Source organism: Salinactinospora qingdaonensis, from assembly GCF_039539445.1.
Taxonomy (GTDB): domain Bacteria; phylum Actinomycetota; class Actinomycetes; order Streptosporangiales; family Streptosporangiaceae; genus Salinactinospora; species Salinactinospora qingdaonensis.
The window spans coordinates 84,831-108,858 of record NZ_BAABDD010000006.1; the positions used below are offsets into that span (position 1 = coordinate 84,831).

Consider the following 24,028-nt stretch of genomic DNA (forward strand, 5'->3'; position numbering starts at 1 on the left):
AGGTGAAAACCTGTTGTCGGAAATAATGACTTTAGCGCACCTGGGAAGTCAAGGACACGAAAGTATTCATTGACACCGAAGTGGTGACGGCTATCGTGATTACATACCTAATGAAAAATGTTCCTCCTAGCGGAACGAGAAGGGATCATCGATGGACGTACCCATCCGGCAGAGAGGCCGCGCGGGGATGGAGTTCCTGGGCTCGGTGCAGGGCTACGCCGGCGGCGTGCTGCAAAAACGCGCTGCCGCGGAGTACGCCGCGGCCGTGCCCGATCCGCCCACCACGCTGCGGGAGCGCCGTGACTCGGTGGCCGAGGCCCTGGCCAACAGCAGCGCATGGCGCTTCGACCGACTCCTGACCCGCTACGTGGCCGAAGAGATCTACGTGCGCGCCATCCCGGCCGCCGAGGAGGTGCGCCCGGCCATCGAAGAGTGGCTGGAGGTCGACGAGGCTCCCGGATCGCTGACGCTCGCCCCCGACCTCACACCCCCCGACTACTGGCACAACGGCTTCCACCTCACGCCGGGCGGCTGGGACGGCCATGACCTGATGGGCGTCATCATGCAGGACTTCGGCTACCAGTACGTCCTGGCGCCGGGCGGCGTGGGCGCGGTGCGCACCGGCGAGAACCTCAACGACCAGCGCACCCTGCTGGCCATGGAGGCGCCCCGCCGCGACTACCGCCGCGTCCTGGAGCCGGGGGTGGGCACCGGCCGGTTCGCGCTGGCGGTGAGCAAGGTGTTCCCCGACGCCGAGTTCGTCGGGGTGGACCTCTCGGCGCACTCGCTGCGCTACGCCCACGCCACGGCGGCCGAGCGCGGCCTGAACTGGGAACTGATCCAGGCCCCGGCCGAACAGACCGGGCTGCCCGACGCCTCGGTGGACCTCGTGGCCGCCTACATCCTGTTCCACGAGACCCCGCCGCACGCCACCGAGGCGATCCTGCGGGAGATGTTCCGGGTGCTGGAGCCCGGCGGCGACATCGTCATCGGCGACGTGGCCCCCTACGAGCACCAGGAGGCGTTCCGCGCGGTGGTCTTGGACTGGGAGACCGAGAACCGCGGCGAACCCTACTGGCGTTCGGCACTGCAACTGGACGTGCCCGGCCTGCTCAAGCGCATCGGGTTCGTCGACGTCGAAGCCTACGGCGTGGGTCCCGGCAACTACCCGTGGGCCAACCGGGCGCGCAAGCCCGAACAGGGCTAAGGCGCCCCGACCGGTTCGAGGAGCAGGGCGCGCCACGGCCGCCCGGGAAAGCAGAGAGGACCCTTATGAGCAAGAGCACGCACTACCTGGACAACGAGCGGCTGGACGACCTCGCGCGGATGGTGACCGAGCTGGCCTCGGAGGTGTGGATTCTGCGGGACCGCACGATGGTGCTGGAGCACCTGCTGGCCGAGCAGGGCACGGTAAGCCAGGAGGCCCTCGACGAGCTGCGCCCCACCGGGGAGCTGCTGGAGCGACTGCACGCCGAGCGCAGCGCCTTCGTCGAACGTGTCTTCGGCGCGGTCCTGAGCCAGGAGGAGCGCGTCCAGGCGGCGCTGTCGCGCTGAGCGCGGAGGGCGGACACGCGGGGCCGGGCGGCCGGCCCCACCCTCGACGGCGGGGCACCGGAACACGATCCGGTGCCCCGCCGTCGTGTCACGGGGGGCGGGCCCGGGTGAGCGCGCTGCCGGCAAGCGTGCCGAAAGCGGCCTTCCCGCCGGCGCGGTGGCGCCGGGAGGCGGCGGGTACAGCCGGGGAACCTCGGATGACCTGGGCGAGAGCCGCGTCACGCCAAGGCGCGGCTTTGGTCACTGACCCAGAGGCGGTCGGCGCGAGGGCGGGGCCCATGGCTCCCAGGTGGCTTCCTGCCATGACCGGCCGCCGGAGAGGGCCCCTGGCTCTGGCCTGAGTGACACCGCTGCCGTCCACCCTCGGAGACCACCTATGACCAGCGAAAAGAATAAAATGCCCGATACCACGCACTTCAAGCGGCGGGTGGGGGACGTCTCGTGCTCGCCGGTGGCGATCGAACCGCCCGATCACCCATCCCTGAGCAGCATAGACCTAGCTGACATGCGAAAATATCCAGCGAGGCGAGCCCGTGGCCAGCGCCCCCGAGAGCCCGCCATCACGATGTTCCTACTACAGGAACACCTATCTTGATTCAAAAATGGCACGACAAATTCTTTTCGCTCCCCTGCTATAGGAAAAGCGAAAGACCACGGCCACTCTTTACTCTCGCGTCCCGGAAATCAGCGGACCGCGGCTCCGGCGAACAACCCCGTGGCTATTCTCATGACACCTCGTAATCGGGGGCTGGGGCACCGCGCGGCAGTGCGGTGCCGGGAAAGTCTCGATGCGGGAACCGCGCGACACGTGGCGGCAGGGGCGCGGGAAGGTGTCGCTGGGCCCTCGTGCCTCCTACACCACCGCGCCCCGCTCCCGTCGGGAAGGCTTCTCGCGCGGCCCGCCGGTTCCCCGGCAACCGATCACCCCCCTGCCCGCGAGGCACCACCGGCTGCGGCCGGCTCCCCCGCGCCGCGGGAGCCGGCCGCGGGGTCGAGGAACGCTCCGTAAAGGCCGGGCGCGCGGGTGGCCACCGGGTCGAGGTGGTGGCCCATCATCTTGCTGTTGGCCTCCCGCAGGTCGAGCTGGACCAACAACTGCTCCTCGAAGCCGGGCCGGGACCAGTGGCCGGTGGGGTAGCGCATGAGGGCGATCGGCTGCCCGGGCGCGAACTCGTCGGCGCGCAGCACCTGGCTGCCCACGGCCGCGGGGCTGTCCAAGCGGGTGCACGAGACAAGGTGAACCCGGTTCTCCTCGGTGCGTTCGGTGGCGGCCACGTAGGCGGCCTCGGGACGGCGCCAGTCGGTGGGGTGGGCGATGAGCTCGGCCCCCGCCAGCGTCAGCAGCCGCGCCACCTCGGGCGCCCACACCTCGTCGTCGAGCATGAGTCCGATCGTGCCGATCTCGGTGGCGACGACGTCGACGCGCTCGCCGGGGGTGGCCCAGGCGCGCTCGGCGGAGTTGAGGTGGGTCTTGCGGTAGGTGTGACGGAGTCGGCCGGCGCGGTCGAGCAGGTAGCCGGTGGAGTAGTAGCGGCCCGCGCACTCCTCGACCAGGTGGGCCACCACCCACATCCGCGCCTGGGCACAGGCCGTGCCCAGGCGCGCCAGCACCTCGGCGGAGCGCGTGGCCGCCGCGGCCGGGTCGGCGGCGACCTCCCCGGGGGCGAAGCAGAACAGGGCGGGCAGCACTCCCACATCGGCGCCGCGGCCCGCGGCGTAGTCGATCTGGGCGAGAGCGCGGGTGATCGTCCACTCGGTGTTGGGGAAGTGGCTGACCTGGAGGGTGGCTACCCGCACGGGGCGGGCCGGCATGTCGGCGGGCGCGGGGCCGCACATCGGCGCGACGGGCAGCTCGGCCAGCGGACGCGTGAGGGGCGTGTAGAGGTCGGTGCGCCGCCACGCGAAGAGGTCGCCCACCTCGGGCATCACCTTGTCGTCGGCTTCGGCGGGGTCGATGTCGGCGACCGCCAATCCCGGGGCGCGCTCGCCGGCGTCGGCCAGCCGGGTGCCGTCCGGGGCGACGATCTGGCTGCCGCCCATCCATGGCCAGGCGTCGGCGGGGCCGCCCACCGTGTTGGCGGCGACGTGGAACACCCGGTTCTCCATGGCGCGCAGCGGGACGTGGACCCGGAACTCGTCGGGGCCGCGGGAGTTCAGCGAGTTGCACAGGATCTGGGCTCCCGCCAGCGCGAGGGCCCGGGGGGTGTCGGGCACGATGCCGTCGGCGCACAGCAGGAGGCCGATCCGGCCCAGATCGGTCTCGTAGACCTGGTAAGGCTCCTCGCCGGGGACGAACAGGGTGTACTCGTAGTCCCAGAGGACGTGCTTGCGGTGGACGCCGACGATCGCGCCGTGAGGGTCGATGAGCACCGAGCAGATGTGCACGTCGGGGCGGGCGTCGCCGCGCAGGTCGACCCCGGCGGCGAGGTAGACGCCGAAGGTACGGGCGGCCTGGCACAGCCCGGTCACGAACGCGCCTCCGAGCACTTCGGCGTGCTCCCAGCACTGCTCGCGGTCGGCGTAGTCGCGCACCCGGTTGCTGTTCTCGGGCAACACCACGAGCTGGGCGCCGTCCCGGGCGGCGCGGCTGATGTAGTCCCGGCACAGTTCGAGGTTGGCGACCACGTCGGTCCCGGAGAAGAACTGGGCTGCGGCTACGCGGTGAACGGTCATCGGCTCGGCCTCCCCCACGAGGCGGTGGGCCCGAGGGCGCGTGACGCCGCGCCGGGCGTATGAACGGCGGGGAGGGTCCGCGGCTGGCGGGGACGGCGTCGGCTCACCGTGCACTCCTTCGGTCGTGGTGGACCGCCCTGGGGGAAGGGCGGCCAGACAGATCCCAGCTATTACTACATAGTGAGATCTTCATTTTCATTATTTGATAGACATTAGATGACGTGGGAAAACGCCGTCAAGGCGGCGTGACGTGGGCGGCACCGCACCACCGAGGCACGGGGCGGGGTGCCACAGCCATGGCGCGCCCCAGGAGGTGGGGGACGACCGGCGGGACGGGGCGGCTCGCGGGTGAGGCACGGGAGGTAAGACACCGAGTGGACCCGCGCGACGACCGGGTCCCCAGTCACCGCGACCGGTGGCACGGTGTGCCGGGCGAGTCGGCGGACGCCTCGGCGGGGTGGGGCGTGCCGCGGCACGGCCCACCGTCCAGCACCAGCTACACCAGCGGTCGCGCCGCGGCCCACGGGCCCCGCGCCCCCGCCGCGCGAGGGCTCCTCCGGGACGCGGTGACCCTCCATAGCGCTGTGAACCGGCGACCTCAGTTGCGGCGCACGTAGGAGCCGCGCGGCGAGCCGACCACCCGGCCGGCTTCGACGATGCGGTGGCCGCGCAGGAACACGTCGGTGACCCGCGCGTCGAGCGTGACGCCCTCGAAGGGCGTGTACTCCTGGGTCGACTCCGACTCCCCCGCGCGCACCGTCCACGGCGCGTCGGGGTCGACGAGGGCGATGTCGGCGTCGTAGCCGGGGGCGATGGTGCCCTTGGTCACCAGCCCGTAGCGCCGCGCCGGGTTCCACGCCAGCAGCCGCGCCACCTCCGGGTAGGACAGTCCCCGCCGCGCGCCTTCGGAGACCAGGCCGGGCAGCAGGTACTCCGCGCCGCCGAAGCCGGACTTGGCGAGGAAGATGTCGTCGCGGTCGGCGCCGAACTTCATCTCGTCGCGGCAGCAAGCGTGGTCGCTGACCACCCAGTCGACCTCGCCGGCCAGCACGTGGCGCCACAGCGCCTCGACGTCGTCGCGGGGCCGCAGCGGCGGGTTGACCTTGCCACCCACAGGGTGGGCGGTGTCGATGTCGGTGAGCAGGTGGCCCAGGGTGACCTCGCGGCGGAAGTCGATGTGGGGGAAGGCGTTGGCCATGGTCAGCGCCGCCTCGACCGCCTTGGCCGAGGACAGGTGCAGCAGGTTGATCGTGGGCAGGCCGGTCTCGTGGGCCAGGTAGGAGGCGATGGTCACGGCCAGGCCCTCGGAGTGGGGCGGCCGGGAGGCGCTGTAGGCGGCCAGGCCCGACAGTTCGCTCTCCTGCTCGACCATGGCGGTGTAGGCGGCCATGATCTCGGCGGTCTCGCAGTGCAGCGACAGCGACAGCCGGTCGGCCAGCTCGGGGCGCTCCTGGCGGACCCGTTGCAGGCCGCGCATCACGAACTCGAAGTGGGCGATGTCGTAGCGCTCCCCCGGCGGGGTCATGAGGAACGACGCCTGGTCCTGGGAGCGCCCGTGCAGCCCGTGGCTGCCGTAGAACATGAAGATCTTGAACGAGGTGACGCCGAACTCGTCGACCAGCGTCCCCAACTCGTCGATATGGCTGCGCTGCATCGGCGCCACGTGGAAGGCGTAGTCGACGTGGGCGCGCCCCTCGCTTTTGGCCAGCACCTCGGGGAAAAAGTCGGCGTAGTCGCCGCCCTTGTTGAGGTAGTACTGGCCGGTGCGGATGTAGGTCACTCCGGTGGTGACCCCGCCTTGGGCCGAGGCGCGGCTTTCGGACTCGCTGTCGATCTCCAGCGGGTTGTAGATCCCCCAGTGCTGGTGAGCGTCGACGGCGCCGGGGAACGCCAGCCGACCGCCGCCCTCGACCACCGTGGCCGCGGTGGTGGGGTCGATCTCGGGGCCGATCCGGGCCACGCGCCCCTGCCACACGGCGATGTCGCCGGCCTCGACGGTACCGGTGTCGGGGCGTACCACCCGAACGTCGCGGATGAGCAACTCGAATTCGGACACGCTGGTCCCTTCTCTAGGAGTGGCTTAGGAGGTCGACCGCGCCCGCGCGGTCGCGCCGCAGTGGTCGGCGGCGAGGGCGGCCAGCCCCAGTGCGGGCAGCAGGCCGTTGCCGGCGAGGTAGCCGCCGGCGCTGTGCCCGGAGATGCCGATGGCGGCCCCGCCCGAGGCGTACAGTCCCGGGATGGGAGTGGCGTCCTCGCGCAGCACTCGGGCGTCACCGTCGACGACAAGGCCGCCTTGGGTGTGGAAGAGGGCGGGTTCGACGCGCACCGCCAGGTAGGGCGGCCGGAGCGGGGCTTCCCAAGCCGTGCGGCCGAATACGTCGGCGCTGCCCTCGGCGGCGTGGCGCGCGGCGTCGGCGAGCGTGCGCTCCAGCGCCGCGGCGGGTAGGCCGCAGCGCTCAGCCAGCTCCGCGGCGTCGGCGGCACGCAGCACCACCCCTTGCTCAACGGTGGCGCGGAAGTCACCGAAGCTCGTGCACAGGTCGTGGACGCGCTGGTCGAAGACGAGCCAGCCGGTGCCGCCGGGCTGGGCGGCCAGCGTGGCGGCGTACTCGGAGTAGCCCACCGTCTCGTCGCCGAACCGGGCACCCTCGGTGTTGACGAGGACCCCGCCGTGCATGACGGTGGCCCAGCCCACGAGGGTGCCGGCGCCGCGGGCGAGGGCGGCGTGGCCCTGGTAGGCGTCGAGGTATCCGGTGGCCGCGCCCAACTCGGTGCCGATGCGCACCGCATCGCCGCGGGAGTTCTCACCGCCGTGGTAGACCGCGCCGGCGATCTCGGGCATGAGCCGTTCGACCATGGCGCGGTCGGCGCCATAGCCGTTGGTGGCCAGCAGCAGCGCACGGGTGGGGATCTCCTCGTCGGTACCGTCGGGGTACTCGACGACGGCCGCGCGCACCCCGGTCTCGTCGGTGCGGGCGCCCACCAGGCGGGCCGGCGCCAGGAAGTCGATGTTGGGGTGAGCGCGGGCGAGGGAGACGAGCCGGTCCAGCAACTCGGCGCCGGTGCGGCTGGGGACGGTGTGGCAGCGCGCCACCGAGTGGCCCGGGTAGGAGATGTCGGTGGCCAACTCCAGCGGCAGGCCGAGGTCGTCGGCGAGCCAGGTCACCAACGGGGCACTGTACTCGGCCAGCGCCGTGGCGAGGACGGGATCGGCCTGGCCGTGGGTTTTGGCGTCAATGTCGGCGCGGAACACGGCGGGCGAGTCGGCCAGACCGGCCTCGTGCTGCCAGCGGGTGCCGGCGCCGGGGATCATCGCGGTGGACATGGCGGTGTTGTTGCCGCGGCGGAACGTCTCGGCGGCCTCGACCACGATGACGTCCAGGCCGGCTCGCGCCGCACGCAGCGCGCCGGCGAGCCCCCCGCCGGCTCCGGCCACGACCAGATCGACGGATTCATCGTCGGTATGCATGGGTTCCTCATCCGGTTGATGCAGGGGTGGCCGTGGCGCCGCCTCCACGCCGCCACGGCGCTCGGTGCGGCGCGCCTACATCGGCAACACCCAGCAACGCCACTGCGTTTCGCTAATAGGAACATTGATGTGCGCTTGAGAATGCCACCGTACTGGACGAACGGTCAAGATCGAACCTACGTAACACCAGTTAAACATAGGTTTCTTGACTTTCCTGGACTGCTGGGCCATATTGCGAAGACAGTCGAACCCTGAAATATTGTTCCTATGGACGAAACAAAACGAGAACCGGCCAGCGGAACGGAAGCGGCGGTGCGCGTCATCGACGTCCTGCTGCTGTTCACGGACGGTCCCTCAACCATCGGCGTCACCCGTATCGCCCGCGAGCTGGGACTGAGCAAGGCCGTGGTGCACCGCATCCTGCAAAGCCTGGTCTCACGTTCGGCGCTGGTCTTCGACCCGGCCACCCGGGGCTACCGACTAGGGCCGGCCGTGACCGCACTGGGCGCGCGGTCGCTGCGCGACTCCGACCTGCGCCGGGCGGCGCTGCCGGTGCTGCGGCACCTGCACGCCGAAACCAACGAGACCACGACCCTGTCCGAGCTGGTCGGACACGAGCGGGTCTACATCGAACAACTGGAGTCCTCCCAAGAGATCCGTATGACCGTCGAGATCGGACGCAGGTTCCCGCTGCACGCGGGCGCCTCCAGCAAGGCGATCCTGGCCGAACTGCCAGAACCAGCACTGGAGACCGTCTTGACCGGGGCGAAGCCGGCACTGACCGAGCAGACCGTCATCGACGGCGACCGGTTGCGCGCCGAACTGGCCACTATCCGCGAACGCGGCGCCGCCACCAGCAGCGGCGAACGCCAAACCGGCGCGGCCTCCGTGGCGGCAGCCGTGCGCTGGGCCGACGGTCGAGTGGTCGGGGCGATCTCGGTGTGCGGCCCCACCATGCGGTTCGACGACCAGACCTGCCAGCGCTACGTCCCGATGATCCGGGAGGCCGCCCGCGAGGTCTCCCGCAACCTCGGATGGCGCGAAGCCTGACCCGACCCCGCCCCCTACGGCGGGCAGAAAGGACCACCCAGGTGTCAAGCCCAACGGGACCCCAGCCTCCCTCGCCCCCGCCCGCCCCCTCTCCCGTCGAGAGTGCGAAGGCCCTGCGCGACCTCGTGGTCCTCGACGTCGCGACCCTCTTCGCCGGCCCGATGGCCGCCACCATGCTCGGTGACTTCGGCGCCGAGGTGATCAAGGTCGAGCACCCCGAAAAGGGCGACCCCGTGCGCACCCACGGCGCGTCCAAAGACGGCAAGGGGCTGTGGTGGAAGATGCTCAGCCGCAACAAGTCGGCCGTGGCCCTCTACCTCGGCTCCGAAAGCGGCCAAGAGGCGTTCAAACACATGGTGGCCGGCGCCGACGTCGTCATCGAGAACTTCCGCCCCGGAACTTTGGAACGCTGGGGGTTGGGCTACGACACCCTGTCCGCCGTCAACCCCGGCATCATCCTCGCCCGTGTCACCGGCTTCGGCCAGTACGGCCCCTACGCCGGCCGCCCCGGGTTCGGCACCCTCGCCGAGGCGATGAGCGGGTTCGCCGCGATCACCGGCGAGCCCGACGGCCCGCCCACCCTGCCGCCGTTCGGCCTGGCCGACGGCATCGCCGCGCTCACCACCGCCTACGCGGTCATGACCGCCGTCCACGCCCGGCAGCACACCGGGCGCGGCCAAGAGATCGACCTCGCCATCACCGAACCCATCCTCAGCGTCCTCGGCGCCCAACCCACCGTCTACGACCAGCTCGGCACCGTCCAACAACGCCAAGGCAACCGCTCCTCCAACAACGCGCCACGCAACACCTACCGCACCGCCGACGGCACATGGGTCGCCGTCTCCACCAGCGCCCAAAGCGTCGCCGAGCGCGTGATGACCCTGGTCGGCCGCCCCGACCTGGCCCAACAACCCTGGTTCGCCACCGGCGCCGACCGCGCCCGCCACGCCGACGAGCTCGACGAGGCGGTGGGGGCCTGGATCGCCCGCCACAACCGCGACGAGGTCATCGCCGCGTTCGAGAAAGCCCAAGCCGCCGTAGCCCCGATCTACGACGTGCGCGACATCATGACCGACCCGCAGTTTGCGGCGCGCGACACCATCACCACCGTCGACGACCCCGACTTCGGACCGCTGCGGATGCAAAACGTCCTGTTCGGCCTCTCCGAAACCCCCGGCGCCATCCGCCACACCGGCCCAGAGCTGGGTGCCCACACCCGGGAGGTGCTCGCGCGCTTCGGTGTCGCCCCCGAGCTCATCGCCCGGATCACCGGGGAGCGAGAGTGAGCCCCACCCCCCGGCCCGGAGGCGGTGCCGGGGCACAGCCGGCCACGGCACCCCGCAGTTGGCTCTACGTCCCCGCCACCCACCCCGACCGCATCGCCAAAGCCCTGGCCGGCCCCGCGGAAGCCGTCGTCGTCGACCTGGAGGACGCCGTGCCCGCCGCCGCCAAAGAGAAGGCGCGGGCCACCGCCTGCGAACTCGCCACCGCCGAACGGCCTTATGTGGTGCGAGTCAACCACCTGGCCAGCCCGTGGGGAACGGCCGACCTGGCGGCCCTGGCGCACACGCCCATCGCCGGCGTGCGCCTGCCCAAGGTCGAATCCCCCGACCAGGTCCGCGAGGCCGCCGCCGCGCTGGGCGAGGCCCGACCACCGCTGTACGTACTGCTGGAGAGCGCGCTAGGTGTAGAACGCGCCTTCGAGATCGCCACCGCTCACCCCCAGGTGGCCGGGATCTCACTAGGAGAGGCCGACCTGCGCGCCTCGCTGCGCGCCAACAGCGACAGCGCCCTGGACTGGTCCCGCTCCCGCATCGTCACCGCCGCCCGCGCCGCCGGACTGCCCAGCCCGGTGCAAAGCGTCTACACCAACCTCTCCGACGACGACGGGCTGCGGGCCAGCAGCGAACAGGGCCGCGCCATGGGTTTCTTCGGCCGCTCGGTCATCCACCCCAAACAAGTGGCGACGGTCCACGCCGCCTACACCCCCAGCAGCCAGGAGCGTCAACACGCCGCCGAACTGCTGGCCGGCCTCGACACCGCAGAAACGGCGGGCAGCTCGGCCTACCTCACCGCCGACGGACGCTTCGTCGACCCCGCCGTGGTCGATGCCGCCCGCGCCGTCCTCGCCGTAGCAGAACCCGCCTCCCAACCGAAGGGTCCACCCATTGAGTGACGATCTCCTCGCCGCCGTGCGACAGGGCACCCGCACCATCGACCTGGCCCAGCCCCTGTTCACCGGCATGCCCTCCTCACCCAACCACCCGGGGTTCCGGATGACCCTCATCCGCCGCCACGGCGACATGGTGCGCCCCGACGGCGGCTCGGCCGCCAACGAGATCATCATCACCGGCGGCCACGTCGGCACCCACGTCGACGCGCTCGCCCACGTCTCTCATGAAGGGCGGCTCCACGGCGGCGTCGACGCCGGCGAGGCCACCGTCAACGGCCGCTTCGCCGAACACGGCATCGACCGGATGGACCCCCTTGTGCGCCGCGGCGTGCTCCTCGACGTCGCCGCCGCGCACGGAGTGGAGTGTCTGCGGCCCGGCTACGGCATCACCGCCGCCGACCTGGAGAAAGCCGCCGGGCACGCCGGCGCTGAGCCCGGCCCGGGCGACGTGGCACTGCTACGCACCGGCTGGGCCACCCGCTTCGACGACGCCGACGCCTACCTAGGGCAGCGCGACGGCGTCCCCGGCGCCACCGAAGAGGCCGCCCACTGGCTGGCTCAACGCGGCATCGCCGCCGCCGGAGCCGACACCACCGCCTTCGAGCACATCGTCGCCGGTGCCGGCCACAGCGTGCTGCCCGTGCACCGAATACTGCTGGTGGAGCACGGCATCCACATCATCGAGCACATGCGCCTGGAAGAACTGGCCGCCGAAGGCATCAGCGAGTTCGTGTTCGTGCTGAGCCCACTCAAGATCGTGGGCGGCACCGGCTCGCCCGTGCGCCCGCTGGCGGTGGTGCGCGCCTGACCTCCTCCGCTGCCTAAAGCGGGCTTCCAGCGCTCACCCGCTGGAGCTCCCCGCTCCGTTGCCGACTGCCCCGCCCGGGAGGTCTCCCGATGAACACCAGCACCACCGCCACGACCGGCGGCGTCCCCGTCATCGTCGACGCCGCCGCCCTGGCCCACGCCGCCTACACCACCGGCCTCTCCCCCGACCTGCGCGCCGACGTCACCCGGCGCGTCCTCGACCTGCTGGGCAACTGCCTGGCCGCCGCCGACGAAGAACCCGCCCGCATCGCCGAAGCCGTCGCCGCCGAATGGGGCGGCGCGCCCGCCGCCACCGGCTTCGGCACCGGCAACCGGCTGCCCGCCCCCTCAGCCGCGCTGGTCAACGGCACCCTTGCCCACGCGTTGGACTTCGACGACACCCACCTACCCTCGGTGCTGCACCCCTCGGCGTCGGTCATCCCCGCCGCGCTGGCCACCGCCGAGGCCCACGGCCGCACCGGCGCCCAAGCCCTCGACGCCGCCGGGCTGGGGATCGAACTGGCCGTGCGGCTGGGCATGGCCGGCTATGACGAGAAACTCGGCAACTCGATCTTCTTCGAACGCGGCCAGCACGCCACCGCCATCTGCGGCGCCGTCGGCGCTGCCATGGCCTCGGCCCTGCTCCAGGGCCTGGACGCCGCCGGCGTCGCCCACGCGGCGGGCGTGGCCGCCAGCATGGGCTCGGGATTGTTGGAGGCCAACCGCACCGGCGGCACCGTCAAGCGGGTGCACTGCGGCTGGGCCGCCCACGCCGGCGTGTCCGCCGCCGACCTCGCCCGACACGGTCTGACCGGCCCGCCCACCGTGGTGGAGGGGCGCTTCGGGTTCCTGGAGGCGTTCTGCGGCGACGCCGGCCGCGCCCAGGACGTCGTAGCCGATTTCACCGAGGAGTGGGAGCTGCCCGGGATCTTCTTCAAGCCCTACCCTTGCAACCACTTCACCCACGCCGGGATCGACGCAGCGCTGCAACTGCGCGGCGACGGGCTACCCGTGGGCGAGGTCGTCGAACTCGAACTCGGCGCGCCCACCTCAGTGCTGCGCACCATCGGCGAGCCCCCCGAAGAGAAGGCGCACCCCCGGTCGGGCTACCACGCGGCGTTCAGCGGCCCCTACACGGTGGCCGCCGCGCTGCTGGGCGGCGGTGGGCTGGGACTGTCCCACGAGGACTTCACCGACGCCGCGGCCGGCGACGCCGACCGGCTCGCGCTCGCCGCGAAGGTGCGCTGCGTGCCCGACGCCGAGTGCGACCGGGTCTTCCCCTACCAGTTCCCCGCCGTACTGACCGCCGTGCTGGCCGACGGCACGCGCCGCACCGCCCGCGTCTCAGCCAACCGGGGCGGCCCCGGCAACCCGCTGTCCGACGAGGAGCTGGCCCGCAAGTTCCGGATCAACGCCGCCCGCCGCACCAGCGCCCCCGACACCATCACCGACCTGGTGCACGAGCTGTCCCACGCCGTCTCCGTGACCCGCGTGACCGCCGCTATGGCGAGCTGCGGCTGACCCACGTGGCGACCCGACGTGCCGCCCCGCGGGAGAGCCCATATGGCGCCCGGCGGGTGCCCCGATCCCCGGTGTCGGGGAGGCGGCCACCCGGCAAGCCCCTCCCCGACACCGGACACGCCAGTGCCGGGCATACCGGTGCCGACTGCGGGTCCCCTGTACGCACGAGGCTGGAGAGTCGTGGCCGGCGAAAAAAGTCATGGCCGGCGGTAGCGGAAAAGTGCCGCCGTCCACTCGCGCCTCGATCGCTCCGCGATCTCGGCAGCCTGGGGTGGTGGGTGTGGCTGAGGAGGCAGGGGCGTCGGTGCTGTGCGCTGGGGCATTCCCGGTAGCGAAGGCAGCGAGGGTGGGGGCCGGGGTGAGTTTGTGCCGGTGCTGTGAGTTGGAGTGCGGGCGGGCGACAAGGGGCGACGACGGCCAATGGGGGGTGAGGCGGGCCGGGCGTCGGTGCTGTGCGCTGGAGCAGGGCGGGTCACGTGAGGCTGCGAGGGCGAGTGGTGGACGGGGTGGTGCCGTGCCGGTACTGCCTGTTCAGGGCGGGGCGGGCGACGGGGAGCAGCGAGGACAAGCAGTGAGTGGGGGGTGGCGTTTCGAGTGCGGGCCGGTCGGGGGCCAGTGTCGAGAGGCGACGAGGGCCGGTGGTGGCCGGGGAGATGCTGGGGCGATTCCGGCTTTGTTGGGGGTGGTAGCGGGGGCGGGGCCATGATCGCCGTGAGTGTTGCTGCGCAGCAACACTCACGGCGATCATGGGAGGCGCGCCAACACGGGCGATGATCACGGCTAGCACGAAAGAGAAAAAGCCCCCCATAGCACCCCGGCAGTAGCGGCACCCGCGCCCCACGGACGAGCCCCGCACGCGAAAACGCGCCTCCTGCCTGGATCGAGGGGCGATATGGCTGGGCAAACCGGACACCACGCGGCCGGTAGCCGCACCCAAGGCCGCCGTGATCGCTGTGAGGATGCCTGTTCGGCGATCCTCGCGGCCCAGGGTCGCTGATCAGGCATCCTCACAGCGGATTGTGCCCCGCAGGCCGCCCCCACCATGCGCCCCGCCGGAACCGACGCCGTGCCTGGCCCCACCCACCGACCGCCCTTGCTGCCCTCCGTCGCCCACCCCCACCACAGCGCACAGCACCGACACCCCCGCCTCCTCAGCCACACCCACCACCCCAGGCTGCCGAGAGCGCGAAGCGGTCGAGGTACGAGCGACACGGGAACATCCCCGCCACCCCAACCCCAACCCGCCGTCGCCACCTCACGTCACCCCCCACCCCGAACAAGCAGCACCAACCCAGGACCACCCCATCCACTGCTCGCCCTCGCCGCCCCGTTACCGCCAGCAACCCGAGAGGGGAGCACCGACGTGGCGCCTGCCCCGCCTGCCGGCGCGACTGGATCACCTGAACGCGAACCCGTCCCCCGAGGGCCACGGCTACACTGCGGGATATGCGGTCCCGAACCCTCGCCCTGCGAAATTTGCGAACTATGGGCTATTCGCCTGATTCTCAACAAGTGGTCAAAACAGCCCCACCCCGCCGATAGCGCCGCAGGTCAACGAGGGTGCTCCCCGCACGCGCGGGGATGGTCCCCAGGTTGCTCCCTTAATTCGACTCTAGCAGCGGTGCTCCCCGCACGCGCGGGGATGGTCCCGACGTGGACGACGCCTGCGACAAAGTCCACTTGTGCTCCCCGCACGCGCGGGGATGGTCCCGTCAAGCCCTGGGAGCGGGAACGGGTGCTGTCGTGCTCCCCGCACGCGCGGGGATGGTCCTCTCATTTCCATGTTCCAGCGCCTCACTGCCGAGTGCTCCCCGCACGCGCGGGGATGGTCCCTTTCCGATGTGGATCTTGCGCTGCTTCTTCGCGTGCTCCCCGCACGCGCGGGGATGGTCCCTCTTGCCCTGCAAGATACTTCCTTACAGCAGTGTGCTCCCCGCACGCGCGGGGATGGTCCCGGACGATCTCTATCGTCATTTTCTTGAAATACGTGCTCCCCGCACGCGCGGGGATGGTCCCGCCCTCGAATGGGACAACGTCGAGTTGGATCGGTGCTCCCCGCACGCGCGGGGATGGTCCCTCGCTGATCATGTCATCGAAGCGGCGCCACCAGTGCTCCCCGCACGCGCGGGGATGGTCCCGACTGAGGACGCGGCCGCGCCCAGGTCGGTGGGTGCTCCCCGCACGCGCGGGGATGGTCCCGCGTCGACCAGGGCACGGTCGAGGTGGCGCCGGTGCTCCCCGCATTCGCGGGGGTGACCTTCTGGCCGAGAGGGGTCAGTTGGAACCGGCGGGAGCCTCAGAGGGTGCGGCCGGCGAGCATGGAGGAGCGTAGGAGGTACTCGCGGGTGCGTGTCGGGTCGGCGGCGATGGCGCGCATGCGTTCCTGGCTGCGGCGGCGCTCCTGCTCGTCGGACTCGCGCAGCATCTCCCGGTTGCCGTGGGTGACGACACGGACGTAGTCGTGGGCGACCGTGCGGCGGCGCTGGTCGTAGGTGTCGACCTCGCGGTGGTCGCCGGTCAGGGCCGCCAGGATGGCCGAGGCGGCTGCCGCCGCGTCGTGGATACCGCTGTTCATTCCCATCCCGCCCAGCGGGTTGTTGATGTGGGCGGCGTCGCCGGCCAGCAGCACCCGCCCTGACCGGAACGTCTCGGCGATGCGCTGGTGGACACGGTAGGTGCGGGTGTGAGCGACCTGGTAGTCGCGCGGCAGGGCGACGATGCTCTGTAGCCGCCGCTGCACCTCGGCACCGTCGATCCCCGCGGCGTCGGCGTCGACGGGGAGCAGCACTCGCCAGTGCACGGGCGTCTGCAACAGGACGAGCCATTCCCGGGGGTCGGAGATGTAGTTGACCGAGGCGATGCCGGGCAGCAGTTCGGCGAAGTCCTCGGTGGTGGAGACGACGAGGAACCGCTCCGGGTAGGTCATCCCCTCGAAGGCCAAGCCCAGCTCGTTGCGGATCGAGCTGGAAGCGCCGTCCGCGGCCACGACCCAGTCGGCGTGGTACGCCCCGGCCATGGCCGGGGCGGTTCTATCGCCGACGGCGTCGACGTGCAGTGTCGCTCCGTCCTTACCGGGGGCGACCGACCGCACGCGGGTGCCGCGCAGGACACGGACGTTATCCATGATCGTCAGCCGGCGCTCAATGATCGCCACGAGGTTGCGCTGCTCGCTTTGCAGCCGGTAGGGGAAGCGGGTGTCCCCGGCGATGGCGGCGAGGTCGAGGTGGGCGACGCAGCCCTGCTCGCGGTCGCGGTACTGGTAGGTCGACGAGACCAGCCCAACCTGGTGTAGCTCGTCGGCGACGCCTAGCTCGTCGAGGATCTCCAGTGTCGGCGGGTGGAACGTGGAGGCCCGGGACTCGCTGAGGTCGGTGGACAGCGCTTCCGCCTCCTCGAACACCGTCACCTCGACCCCGGCCCGGGCCAGGGAGAGCGCCGCGACGGCCCCCACCGGCCCCAACCCGACGACGGCTACCCGGCCGGTTGCCGCGGGGTCTGCCTGCGTGTCATCGAAGGTCACCAATCCCCCATAGATTCTTATATTGCGAGAAAATAAATTCGCTATGTGAGAATCAAAGGTAGAGGGGTGGGCCTGGACCCGTCAATGCCCGCGTGGAGGCCGTAAACGCTGTAGGGAGACGGGAAGCCCCGTTGAACCGGAGACCAGGACCGCGACCGGCCTGGGGCGTGAGCCTTCCCACGCCCCCTCACCGGTCGGCGCTGGGCTTGTCGAGACCGGCGCCAGCCTCGCGCGAAACGACGGTCGCCTCACGCCGACGGGCCACGCTTTGCGGACGGGGGACCGCCGGGCACCTCGGCCTGGCGTCGCAGGGTGTCGGAGAGGGTGCGCGCGCCGTTGTTCACCAGTTCGATGATGCGTTCCCGGTCATCCTGGCGCAGCCGGTACAGCGGGCCTGCCAGGCCGAGGGCGGCGACCACGGTCTCGCCGTCGTGGATCGCCGCGGCGGTGCCCCATATCCCCTCGTCGACCTCGCCGAAGCTTTCGACCCAGCCGGTGCGCGCCACCGTGTCGACGTCGGCCTCGATCTGGTCGCGTTCGAGCTTGCCCAGATCGGGCAGGGTGTCGAGGTAGGCTTCGCGCTCGGCGGCGGGCATGGAGGCCAGCAGCACGCGCGCAGCCGAGCCCAAGTGCAGCGACATGGGCTGGCCAGGGTCGAACTGGAGCCGCACCGGGTGCACCGACTCCACGCGGTCGACGCAGGTGGCGCTCCAGCCGACCCGCTTGATCAGCAGCGTGGTCTCGCCACTCTCGCGGGCCACCTCCTCCAGCACCGGGCGCGCGAGCCGCTCCAGGTCGTCGGCGGCCGCGCCGGCCGCGCGCGCCAGCCCGACGAACAGCCACGACAGCCGGTACTCGCCGTGGCCGGCTTCCTCGACCAAGCCGGTGTCCTTGAGCACCGAGAGGAACCGGTAGACGGAGCTGATGGGCATGTCGAGGGCCGCGGCGAGGTCGGCGGCCGAGCGGGTGTGGTTGCGCTCGTTGAACGCGAGCATCAGGTTCAGCAGCTTGCGGGAACTCTCCGCGCCGCTGCGCCGCTGGCGGTTGTCGCTCACATCGCTCCTTGTTGGGGAAGGTCGGGGCCGGATCTTGACCGCGGAACCACGCTGGACTTACTCTCTCGCATAGAGTGCGAAAATCATTATTACATTGCAAGAATAACTGCTCAGAAGAGGTGCCGGCCAATGCTGAGACACATCGTGATGCTGCGGTGGTCCGATTCCACCACCGATGACCAGAAGGGCGACGCCGCCGCCGGCTTCCGCGCGCTCCCCGACCGGATTCCCCAGATCAAGCGGCTGACCTGCGGACCCGACCTGGGCTTGGCCGAGGGCGGCTACGACTTCGCCGCGGTGCTGGACTTCGACAGCGCCCAAGAGTGGCGGGAGTACCAGAACCACCCCGCCCACCGCGACTTCGTCGCCGCCACCCTCAAACCGATGCTCGCCGACCGGGCGGCCATCCAGTTCGACCTGGGGTAGAGCATGGCCGACCACCCCTCCGGCGCCCTCGCCGCCGACTACGAACGCGCCGGCTTCGGCGGCGAGATCGGCATGGGCCGCGCTCCGGCGCTGCTCGTCGTCGACCTGGTACGCGCCTACCTCGACCCGGACTGCTCGCTGTACGCAGGCGTCGAACACATCGTCGAACCGGTCACCCACCTGGCCGACGCCGCACGCCACGCCGGCGTGCCGGTCGTGTTCACCTACGTGCACTACCGGGCGGGCGGTGCCGACGGCGGGTGGTTCTACCGCAAGGTCCCGGCGCTGCGGCTGTTCGAGGCCGGCTCGCCGTGGGGCGACCCGCCGGCGGAACTGGCGCCCCAACCCACCGACCTCACCGTCACCAAGCAGTACCCGAGCGCCTTCGCCGGCACCTCGCTGGCCGCCGTCCTCACCAGCCTGGGCGTGGACTCCGTGGTGGTCACCGGCGTCAGCACCAGCGGATGCGTGCGCGCCACCGTCGTCGACGCCATCTCACTGGGGCTGCGGCCCATCGTCGTCTCCGACGCAGTGGGCGACCGCGACCCCGGCCCCCACGAAGCGAACCTGTTCGACATGCGAACCAAATACGCCGACCTGCGCACCAGCGAACAACTGCTGGCCACCTGGCGGGCGGAGAGCAGCGAGTGAACGCGCAGCGCCACCCCGCCGGACAGCGGCTGGCCCACCGGCTCGCCGGGGACGATCCTGTCCTCGCCGCGGGGTGCCACGACGCCCTCACCGCCCGGCTGGCCGAGGACGCCGGCTTGACCGCCCTGCACCTGTCGGGCGCGGCGATCGCGGCCACCACCCTGGGCCTGCCCGATCTGGGCTTCGTCGGCGCGGCCGACATGATCGCCGCCGTGCAGCGCATCACCGCGGCCACCACGCTGCCGGTGATCGCCGACGCCGACACCGGATACGGCGACGCATTACAGGCCGCCGAGACCACCCGCCGCTACGAGCACGCCGGCGCGGCCGCCCTGCACATCGAAGACCAGGTGATGCCCAAACGCTGCGGCCACCTCGCCGGGAAACGGCTTGTCCCCCTGGCTGAGGCGAGTGCCCGGATCGGCGCCGCGGTCGAGGCACGCGAACAGTTGCTGGTCATCGCCCGCACCGACGCGCTGTCGGTGGCCGGACTGCCCGAAGCACTGCGCCGGGTCCGCGCCTTCGCCGACCACGGCGCCGACGCGATCTTCGTCGAAGGCGCCGCCGCCCCCGCGACTCTGGCCGCCGCGAGTGAGGCCGCCGGCGGCCTCCCGCTCGTCCTCAACCGTTCCGAGGCCGGCTCCGAACCCACCGCCGACCTGGCCTCGCTGACCGCCGCCGGGGTCCGTCTCGTCATCTTCCCCGTGGCGGCGGCACTCGCGGCGGCCGACGCCGCCCGCCGGGTCTACGAGGCGATCCTGCGCGACGGCGAACCACCGCCACCAGCGATGACCTGGGACGGCTTCAACCGGATACTCGGACTGCCCGCCCTGGTGGCAGCCGAGAACCGCTGGGCCTCGCCCCCACCTGCGACCGACCCCACCGAGGAGCCACGATGACCACCACACTCGCTACCCGCGCCGCCTTCGGCGTGATCGTCCCCTCTACCAACACCGTGGTCGAGGACGAGTACTACGGGCTACGCGCCCCCGGCGTCTCCTTCCACGCCGGCCGCATCCTGATCCGTGACGCCGCGCTGGACTCCGACGAGGTGTTCGAGAGCTTCCTCGCCGGGCTGCGCGAGGAGATCGGACGCGCCGTGGAGTCGGTCATGACCTGCAAACCCGACCACCTGATCATGGGCATGAGCGCCGAGACGTTCTGGGGCGGGGTGGCGGGCAACGCCGAGTTCGAGTCGTGGATTCGCGAGATGTCGGGGGTCGGGGTCACCACCGGGGCCTCGGCCTGCCATGCGGCACTGACCGCGTTGGGCGCGCGCCGCATCGGGGTGATCACCCCCTACCAGCCGGTCGCCGACGCGCAGGTCCGGGACTTCTTCACCGAACTCGGCTATGAGGTGCACGCCGTGCGGGGCCTTAAGTGCGCGTCGGCGACCTCGATCGCCGAGGTCGAGCCCACGAGCATCCGCGCGGCGTTCGCCGATGTGGACGCCGCAGAGGTCGACGCGCTTGTTCAGGCGGGCACGAATCTGCCGGTGATCGGGGTCGGCGCTGAACTGGAGGCCGAACTGGGCAAGCCGGTCGTGCCGATCAACGCCGCCACGCTATGGCACGCCTACCGCAGCAACGGGATCACCGACCAGTTCAGCGGGGCGGGCCGGCTGTTCTCGGAGTTCTAACGCGGCCCCACCGATACCGGCGGGAACAGCCGCCCGTGCCCCCACCAGAGGGGTAGCGCGGTGCGGACCGCGGCGAGGAGCCCGCCGGCGGCTCGACCGTGGCGGTTTCTTGGGTGCCGGTCGGCACCCAAGAAACCGCACTTGAGGTTCCACTGCTGCCGGCGGCTAGGCCGGCGAACACCGGAGAGCACGGGTCATGCGGGAGCGCTAAGCGCGGCTGAAGGATGCGCCGGCCGAGGCGTGCGTGTCGGCTCCGGAGGAGGTGGCCGCGTTCCTGCCGCGCAGCGTCTGGTAGAGGCGGTCAAGCCCCAACGCACCCGATCCGGTGAAGATCAGCAGGAAGAACACCCAGCAGAACATCGCGGCCGACTCGCCGCCGTTTTGCATCGGCCACAGTCCCATGGGCTGGTGCACCACGAAGTAGGCGTAGGCCATGGAGCCCGAGCACACGAGCGCGGCGGCGCGGGTGAACAGGCCGATCATGACGAGAGCACCGCCGATGAGCTGGATCATCGCGGCATACCAGCTTGGCCAGGCTCCCAAGGCGACGGTGCCGCCGTCGGTGCCCATCGCTCCGCCGAGCACCCCGAAGAGGGTGGCGGCGCCATGGCAGGCGAAGAGCAGCCCGACGGCGATCCGGAACAGGCCGATGGCGTAGTGCTGAGCTGTGACGACACGAGGTGATACCGAAAGCACGGACACGGGGGACTCCTTCACGAATGGGGGATGTGCTGCGGCGCGGACGCCGCTGTCGGGGAGCGGGCAACGGCGTGAACAGCGGCGGGGCGCCAGGAAGGGGGATGGCACCCGAGGGGGAGTTGCCGCCGTTATCGGCCCGCCGGTATGTGAGCAGTAGAGTCACGGCGCGGTCGCGCGGTCGGTAGGAGGCCGTGGGAGGCGGTTGACAACGCCTGACGACACCGCGCGGGAGGCCCTAACCGGCCATGGCCGTGACGCGACTGTGGCTAGTGGGTGGGATGCGCGCCGTGGCCGATGACGACACGCCCACCCGCCATTACGGGCGCCTTGGGGGTGGCCGCGTACGACGATTGCGCTATCGGCGCCATAGACCGACACATAGTAATAGTCAAAAATTTCGACATCGAATAAAACGAAACTATCGCCGAGGGCAATGACTGGCTGGACTTGGGAGCACGAGATAGCCACAACCATGGAGCCGATATCACTTGCATATTGCGAGGCCACCCTCCTGACCACGAACGACGCTACAAAATGCCAAACAAGCCGTATATGGGAGCGCTCCCATATACTGGATTACATTCAGAGTAGAGACGGACGTCACAACCGTCAAGAGATCAAATGGGTCCGATGCACCGGCCGAACGACTTCACTCCTGAGTCATCGATACACCTTTTGTTTCTCGCGTTCTCCGGCGGCCGCTATGTTGAATTCGCACCGCAAATAAAGGAAAGAACCGCTTCCACTCGCTCTCCCCGCGAATCACAAAAGGCGTATCGGCGACGTGCACCTCGCCTTCCCAGCGCCCAACCCTCCGGCAGACTTCCCAATAGGACCCCCTGGCCAGCATCGATCGTGACACCTATCGGAAACAGTCCCCCCGAGGAAGACTCCTATCCGCAGAATGGAGGACGGAACAGGCGAGTAATGGGAACCATTCCTCGACTAAGACCAACCGGCGAGGCCGGTCTCACGAGTCGTCACGGCGCAGGAAAACGACCTGCTCGGCGTGGCGGCTCACCGACTCGACCCGCCACCCCGCGGCCAGCCACGCCCGCGCTTCGACCTTGTTGTCATTGGCCCACCAGGCACGGTACCGCCACGCCGACCGCGGCAACGGACCAACAAGGGCGGCAATGGCTGCGAAACTCATCGTCACCCGCCGCACCCGGCGGGAAACACCAGCCAGGTAATCCCGCAACGGGTCGTACTTAGCCACCACGCCCTCCCTGCCGAAAATCGGGCAACCAACGCATTATCGTACGCCGCTCGGCTCCCCATGAAACCGTCCTCCTATTGTCGGCTCTTTGGAAGCGGAACCACGGTATATAAAGGTCAACCAGAATCACAGAATCAGAAGAACCGAAACATGGAAAAGTACTCCTGGAGCTCTGGCTACCAAGAAGGCCGTCGCCGGATGGAGCTCCGACACTGACCGCGCGACGGGAATACGGTTGCCTGGAAACCATGTTGAGCGGCCGTACTTCCGTTCGCCCCTGTCGTTTCCACGACCAACCAGGACGAAGGCTCCGCCGGCACGTATCGATCCCCAAGAAGACCAGGATGTTCGGGGTTGCGAGGCCGAACTGGCAGTGCGGGTCCCCGAGTTCACCGCCGGCGCGAAAGAGCCGGCATATGGGGCGGGGCCGCCCGTACGTGCGTCCGTACCACGAACGGCGCGAATTCAAAATCAGGTGTCTAGTGTGGGAATGGATCGACTCGTCAAAGCTCTAACCACGCAACCCGCTGCGTCGCCTGTTCGCTCGCGGCCAGAACCGCCCCACGGCGGGGGAACTAGTCCGTGGCGGGGTCGCGCTTGGCGGCGGTGGCGGGGTTGGGGTCGAGGTGGAGAGCGCGGGAGAGACGGCGACCGAGGAGAAGGTAGCCCAGAAGGGCGCCGCTGGTGTTGAGGATGACGTCGTCGATGTCGAAGGCGCGTCCCAGAACCACCACGCCTTGGGCGGTCTCGACCATGAGCATCACGAACGCGGTGAGCAGCGTGATCTTGAAGACGCCCCGCAGCTTGGGAAAGATCAGCGGCAGCAGCACGCCGAACGGGGCGCCGAGCACGATGTTGCCGCCGACCTGCTTGAGCGCGTCACGGGCCGGGAAATCCAGGTAGAGCTGGAGCGACCACCCCGGCTGGAGGTTGACGTGGGTCTGACCGACGGCGCCGGGAACCGGGGTGAGAGTGAGCCCGGCCAGGAACACCGCGAAGGAGACCATAGCGACAAACGCCGCCAGCATCACCACGGCGCGCAGCAGGATGAAAGAGAAAGCGCGCAACCGCTCGCCGGTGGTCGGGGAATCGGCCGCCCCCGGATCGCCCTTCTGCGATGCAGAGGGGGACGCCTTGCCACTCGCCGCTCCCCGCTCCTCGTGGGGCGACCGCGCCTTACGCGCCCCCGTGCGGGTACTGTCGCCGGCTCGACCAGCTTTGCCCTTCGCCACGGTCCTCCGCACATGCCAAGACCCGAAAACAACGCTCAAGGATTCATACCGCACTCCCCCGCTCCAGGGGAATACGCGGTTGGCGCCCCTGCCGGATACGCGCGTAACATTTCGGCGCTAGCCACCCCTGTTATCCCCTTCTCACCAGCTCGAACGTGACGCGAAGGGGGCGGGAGCGCGATGTTTTCCGCCACGGAAGCACCGGTTGTGGTTCCCGCACAACCGGGACGGCTGCGGCGAATGCCTACTCCTGGGAAACCCCTGCGAGGCAGCCTGAGCAGGCTAGGTTGTTGTTTTTTGAACGGCTGGGGTGAGGGCCGTGAGCAGTGTTCTCCGTTCG

Annotated in this window: 19 protein-coding genes and 1 CRISPR repeat array; of the genes, 11 read left to right on the forward strand and 8 right to left on the reverse strand. The window is 70.3% G+C overall.

The window, feature by feature from the left end; all coding sequences use genetic code 11:
• Positions 1-151 precede the first annotated feature (151 nt).
• Together ABD848_RS08345 and ABD848_RS08350 are read left to right on the forward strand one after the other, a co-directional pair.
• The gene (locus ABD848_RS08345) at positions 152-1,207 is read left to right on the forward strand and encodes a class I SAM-dependent methyltransferase (protein ID WP_344969267.1); all 1,056 of its coding nucleotides are present in this window, start codon (positions 152-154) and stop codon (positions 1,205-1,207) included.
• A 65-nt stretch (positions 1,208-1,272) separates the two neighbouring features.
• Complete coding sequence (locus tag ABD848_RS08350) at positions 1,273-1,554, forward strand: hypothetical protein (RefSeq protein WP_344969269.1); 282 nt, start codon at positions 1,273-1,275, stop codon at positions 1,552-1,554.
• Between the two features lie 921 nt (positions 1,555-2,475).
• Here ABD848_RS08350 and ABD848_RS08355 read toward each other — a convergent pair.
• From ABD848_RS08355 to ABD848_RS08365, 3 genes are all read right to left on the reverse strand, one after another.
• A complete protein-coding gene (locus ABD848_RS08355; RefSeq protein ID WP_344969271.1) occupies positions 2,476-4,227 on the reverse strand; it encodes a carbon-nitrogen hydrolase family protein in 1,752 nt (583 codons plus the stop codon).
• A gap of 598 nt (positions 4,228-4,825) precedes the next feature.
• Positions 4,826-6,283, reverse strand: coding sequence for a dihydroorotase (locus tag ABD848_RS08360; RefSeq protein WP_344969273.1), 1,458 nt, complete (start codon positions 6,281-6,283; stop codon positions 4,826-4,828).
• Between the two features lie 24 nt (positions 6,284-6,307).
• Positions 6,308-7,696, reverse strand: coding sequence for an FAD-dependent oxidoreductase (locus tag ABD848_RS08365; protein WP_344969275.1), 1,389 nt, complete (start codon positions 7,694-7,696; stop codon positions 6,308-6,310).
• 267 nt (positions 7,697-7,963) lie between these two features.
• Between ABD848_RS08365 and ABD848_RS08370 the strand changes: the two genes are divergently transcribed.
• The 5 genes from ABD848_RS08370 to ABD848_RS08390 all read left to right on the forward strand — a co-directional run bounded on the left by ABD848_RS08370 (position 7,964) and on the right by ABD848_RS08390 (position 13,247).
• Complete coding sequence (locus ABD848_RS08370) at positions 7,964-8,746, forward strand: IclR family transcriptional regulator (RefSeq protein WP_344969277.1); 783 nt, start codon at positions 7,964-7,966, stop codon at positions 8,744-8,746.
• A 41-nt stretch (positions 8,747-8,787) separates the two neighbouring features.
• Positions 8,788-10,032 carry a CaiB/BaiF CoA transferase family protein gene (locus ABD848_RS08375; protein WP_425567470.1) on the forward strand — a complete coding sequence of 415 codons (1,245 nt, stop codon included), beginning with the start codon at positions 8,788-8,790 and terminating at the stop codon, positions 10,030-10,032.
• A complete protein-coding gene (locus ABD848_RS08380; RefSeq protein ID WP_344969279.1) occupies positions 10,029-10,922 on the forward strand; it encodes an HpcH/HpaI aldolase/citrate lyase family protein in 894 nt (297 codons plus the stop codon). The genes ABD848_RS08375 and ABD848_RS08380 overlap by 4 nt, the downstream gene beginning before the upstream one ends.
• A complete protein-coding gene (locus ABD848_RS08385) occupies positions 10,915-11,727 on the forward strand; it encodes a cyclase family protein (RefSeq protein ID WP_344969281.1) in 813 nt (270 codons plus the stop codon). Before ABD848_RS08380 ends, ABD848_RS08385 begins: the two co-directional genes overlap by 8 nt.
• 89 nt (positions 11,728-11,816) lie before the next feature.
• Entirely contained in the window at positions 11,817-13,247 is a 1,431-nt protein-coding gene (locus ABD848_RS08390; RefSeq protein ID WP_344969283.1) for an MmgE/PrpD family protein, read from the forward strand.
• Between the two features lie 1,560 nt (positions 13,248-14,807).
• Positions 14,808-15,446: direct repeats of the CRISPR family, unit length 29 nt; unit sequence GTGCTCCCCGCACGCGCGGGGATGGTCCC.
• Between the two features lie 97 nt (positions 15,447-15,543).
• Here ABD848_RS08390 and ABD848_RS08395 read toward each other — a convergent pair.
• Both ABD848_RS08395 and ABD848_RS08400 read right to left on the reverse strand, forming a co-directional pair.
• Positions 15,544-16,767 (reverse strand): FAD-dependent oxidoreductase, encoded by a 1,224-nt coding sequence (locus ABD848_RS08395; RefSeq protein WP_344969285.1) that lies wholly within the window; start codon positions 16,765-16,767, stop codon positions 15,544-15,546.
• Between the two features lie 248 nt (positions 16,768-17,015).
• A complete protein-coding gene (locus ABD848_RS08400) occupies positions 17,016-17,822 on the reverse strand; it encodes an IclR family transcriptional regulator (protein WP_344969287.1) in 807 nt (268 codons plus the stop codon).
• Positions 17,823-17,951: 129 nt separating this feature from the next.
• Between ABD848_RS08400 and ABD848_RS08405 the strand changes: the two genes are divergently transcribed.
• The 4 genes from ABD848_RS08405 to ABD848_RS08420 are packed head-to-tail and all read left to right on the forward strand — an operon-like array spanning position 17,952 to position 20,538.
• Positions 17,952-18,248, forward strand: coding sequence for a Dabb family protein (locus ABD848_RS08405; protein WP_344969289.1), 297 nt, complete (start codon positions 17,952-17,954; stop codon positions 18,246-18,248).
• Positions 18,249-18,251: 3 nt separating this feature from the next.
• Positions 18,252-18,899, forward strand: a complete 648-nt coding sequence (locus tag ABD848_RS08410; RefSeq protein WP_344969291.1) for an isochorismatase family protein — start codon at positions 18,252-18,254, stop codon at positions 18,897-18,899.
• Positions 18,896-19,798, forward strand: coding sequence for an isocitrate lyase/PEP mutase family protein (locus ABD848_RS08415; RefSeq protein WP_344969293.1), 903 nt, complete (start codon positions 18,896-18,898; stop codon positions 19,796-19,798). The genes ABD848_RS08410 and ABD848_RS08415 overlap by 4 nt, the downstream gene beginning before the upstream one ends.
• Complete coding sequence (locus tag ABD848_RS08420) at positions 19,795-20,538, forward strand: maleate cis-trans isomerase family protein (protein WP_344969295.1); 744 nt, start codon at positions 19,795-19,797, stop codon at positions 20,536-20,538. Before ABD848_RS08415 ends, ABD848_RS08420 begins: the two co-directional genes overlap by 4 nt.
• 207 nt (positions 20,539-20,745) lie before the next feature.
• On the opposite strand, the gene ABD848_RS08425 is transcribed toward ABD848_RS08420, so the two are convergent.
• From ABD848_RS08425 to ABD848_RS08435, 3 genes are all read right to left on the reverse strand, one after another.
• On the reverse strand, positions 20,746-21,240 hold the full coding sequence (locus ABD848_RS08425; protein ID WP_344969297.1) for a DoxX family protein: 495 nt from the start codon (positions 21,238-21,240) through the stop codon (positions 20,746-20,748).
• 967 nt (positions 21,241-22,207) lie between these two features.
• Positions 22,208-22,456, reverse strand: a complete 249-nt coding sequence (locus tag ABD848_RS08430; protein WP_344969299.1) for a DUF7662 domain-containing protein — start codon at positions 22,454-22,456, stop codon at positions 22,208-22,210.
• A 575-nt stretch (positions 22,457-23,031) separates the two neighbouring features.
• Positions 23,032-23,688, reverse strand: coding sequence for a VanZ family protein (locus ABD848_RS08435; protein ID WP_344969301.1), 657 nt, complete (start codon positions 23,686-23,688; stop codon positions 23,032-23,034).
• Positions 23,689-24,028 lie beyond the last annotated feature (340 nt).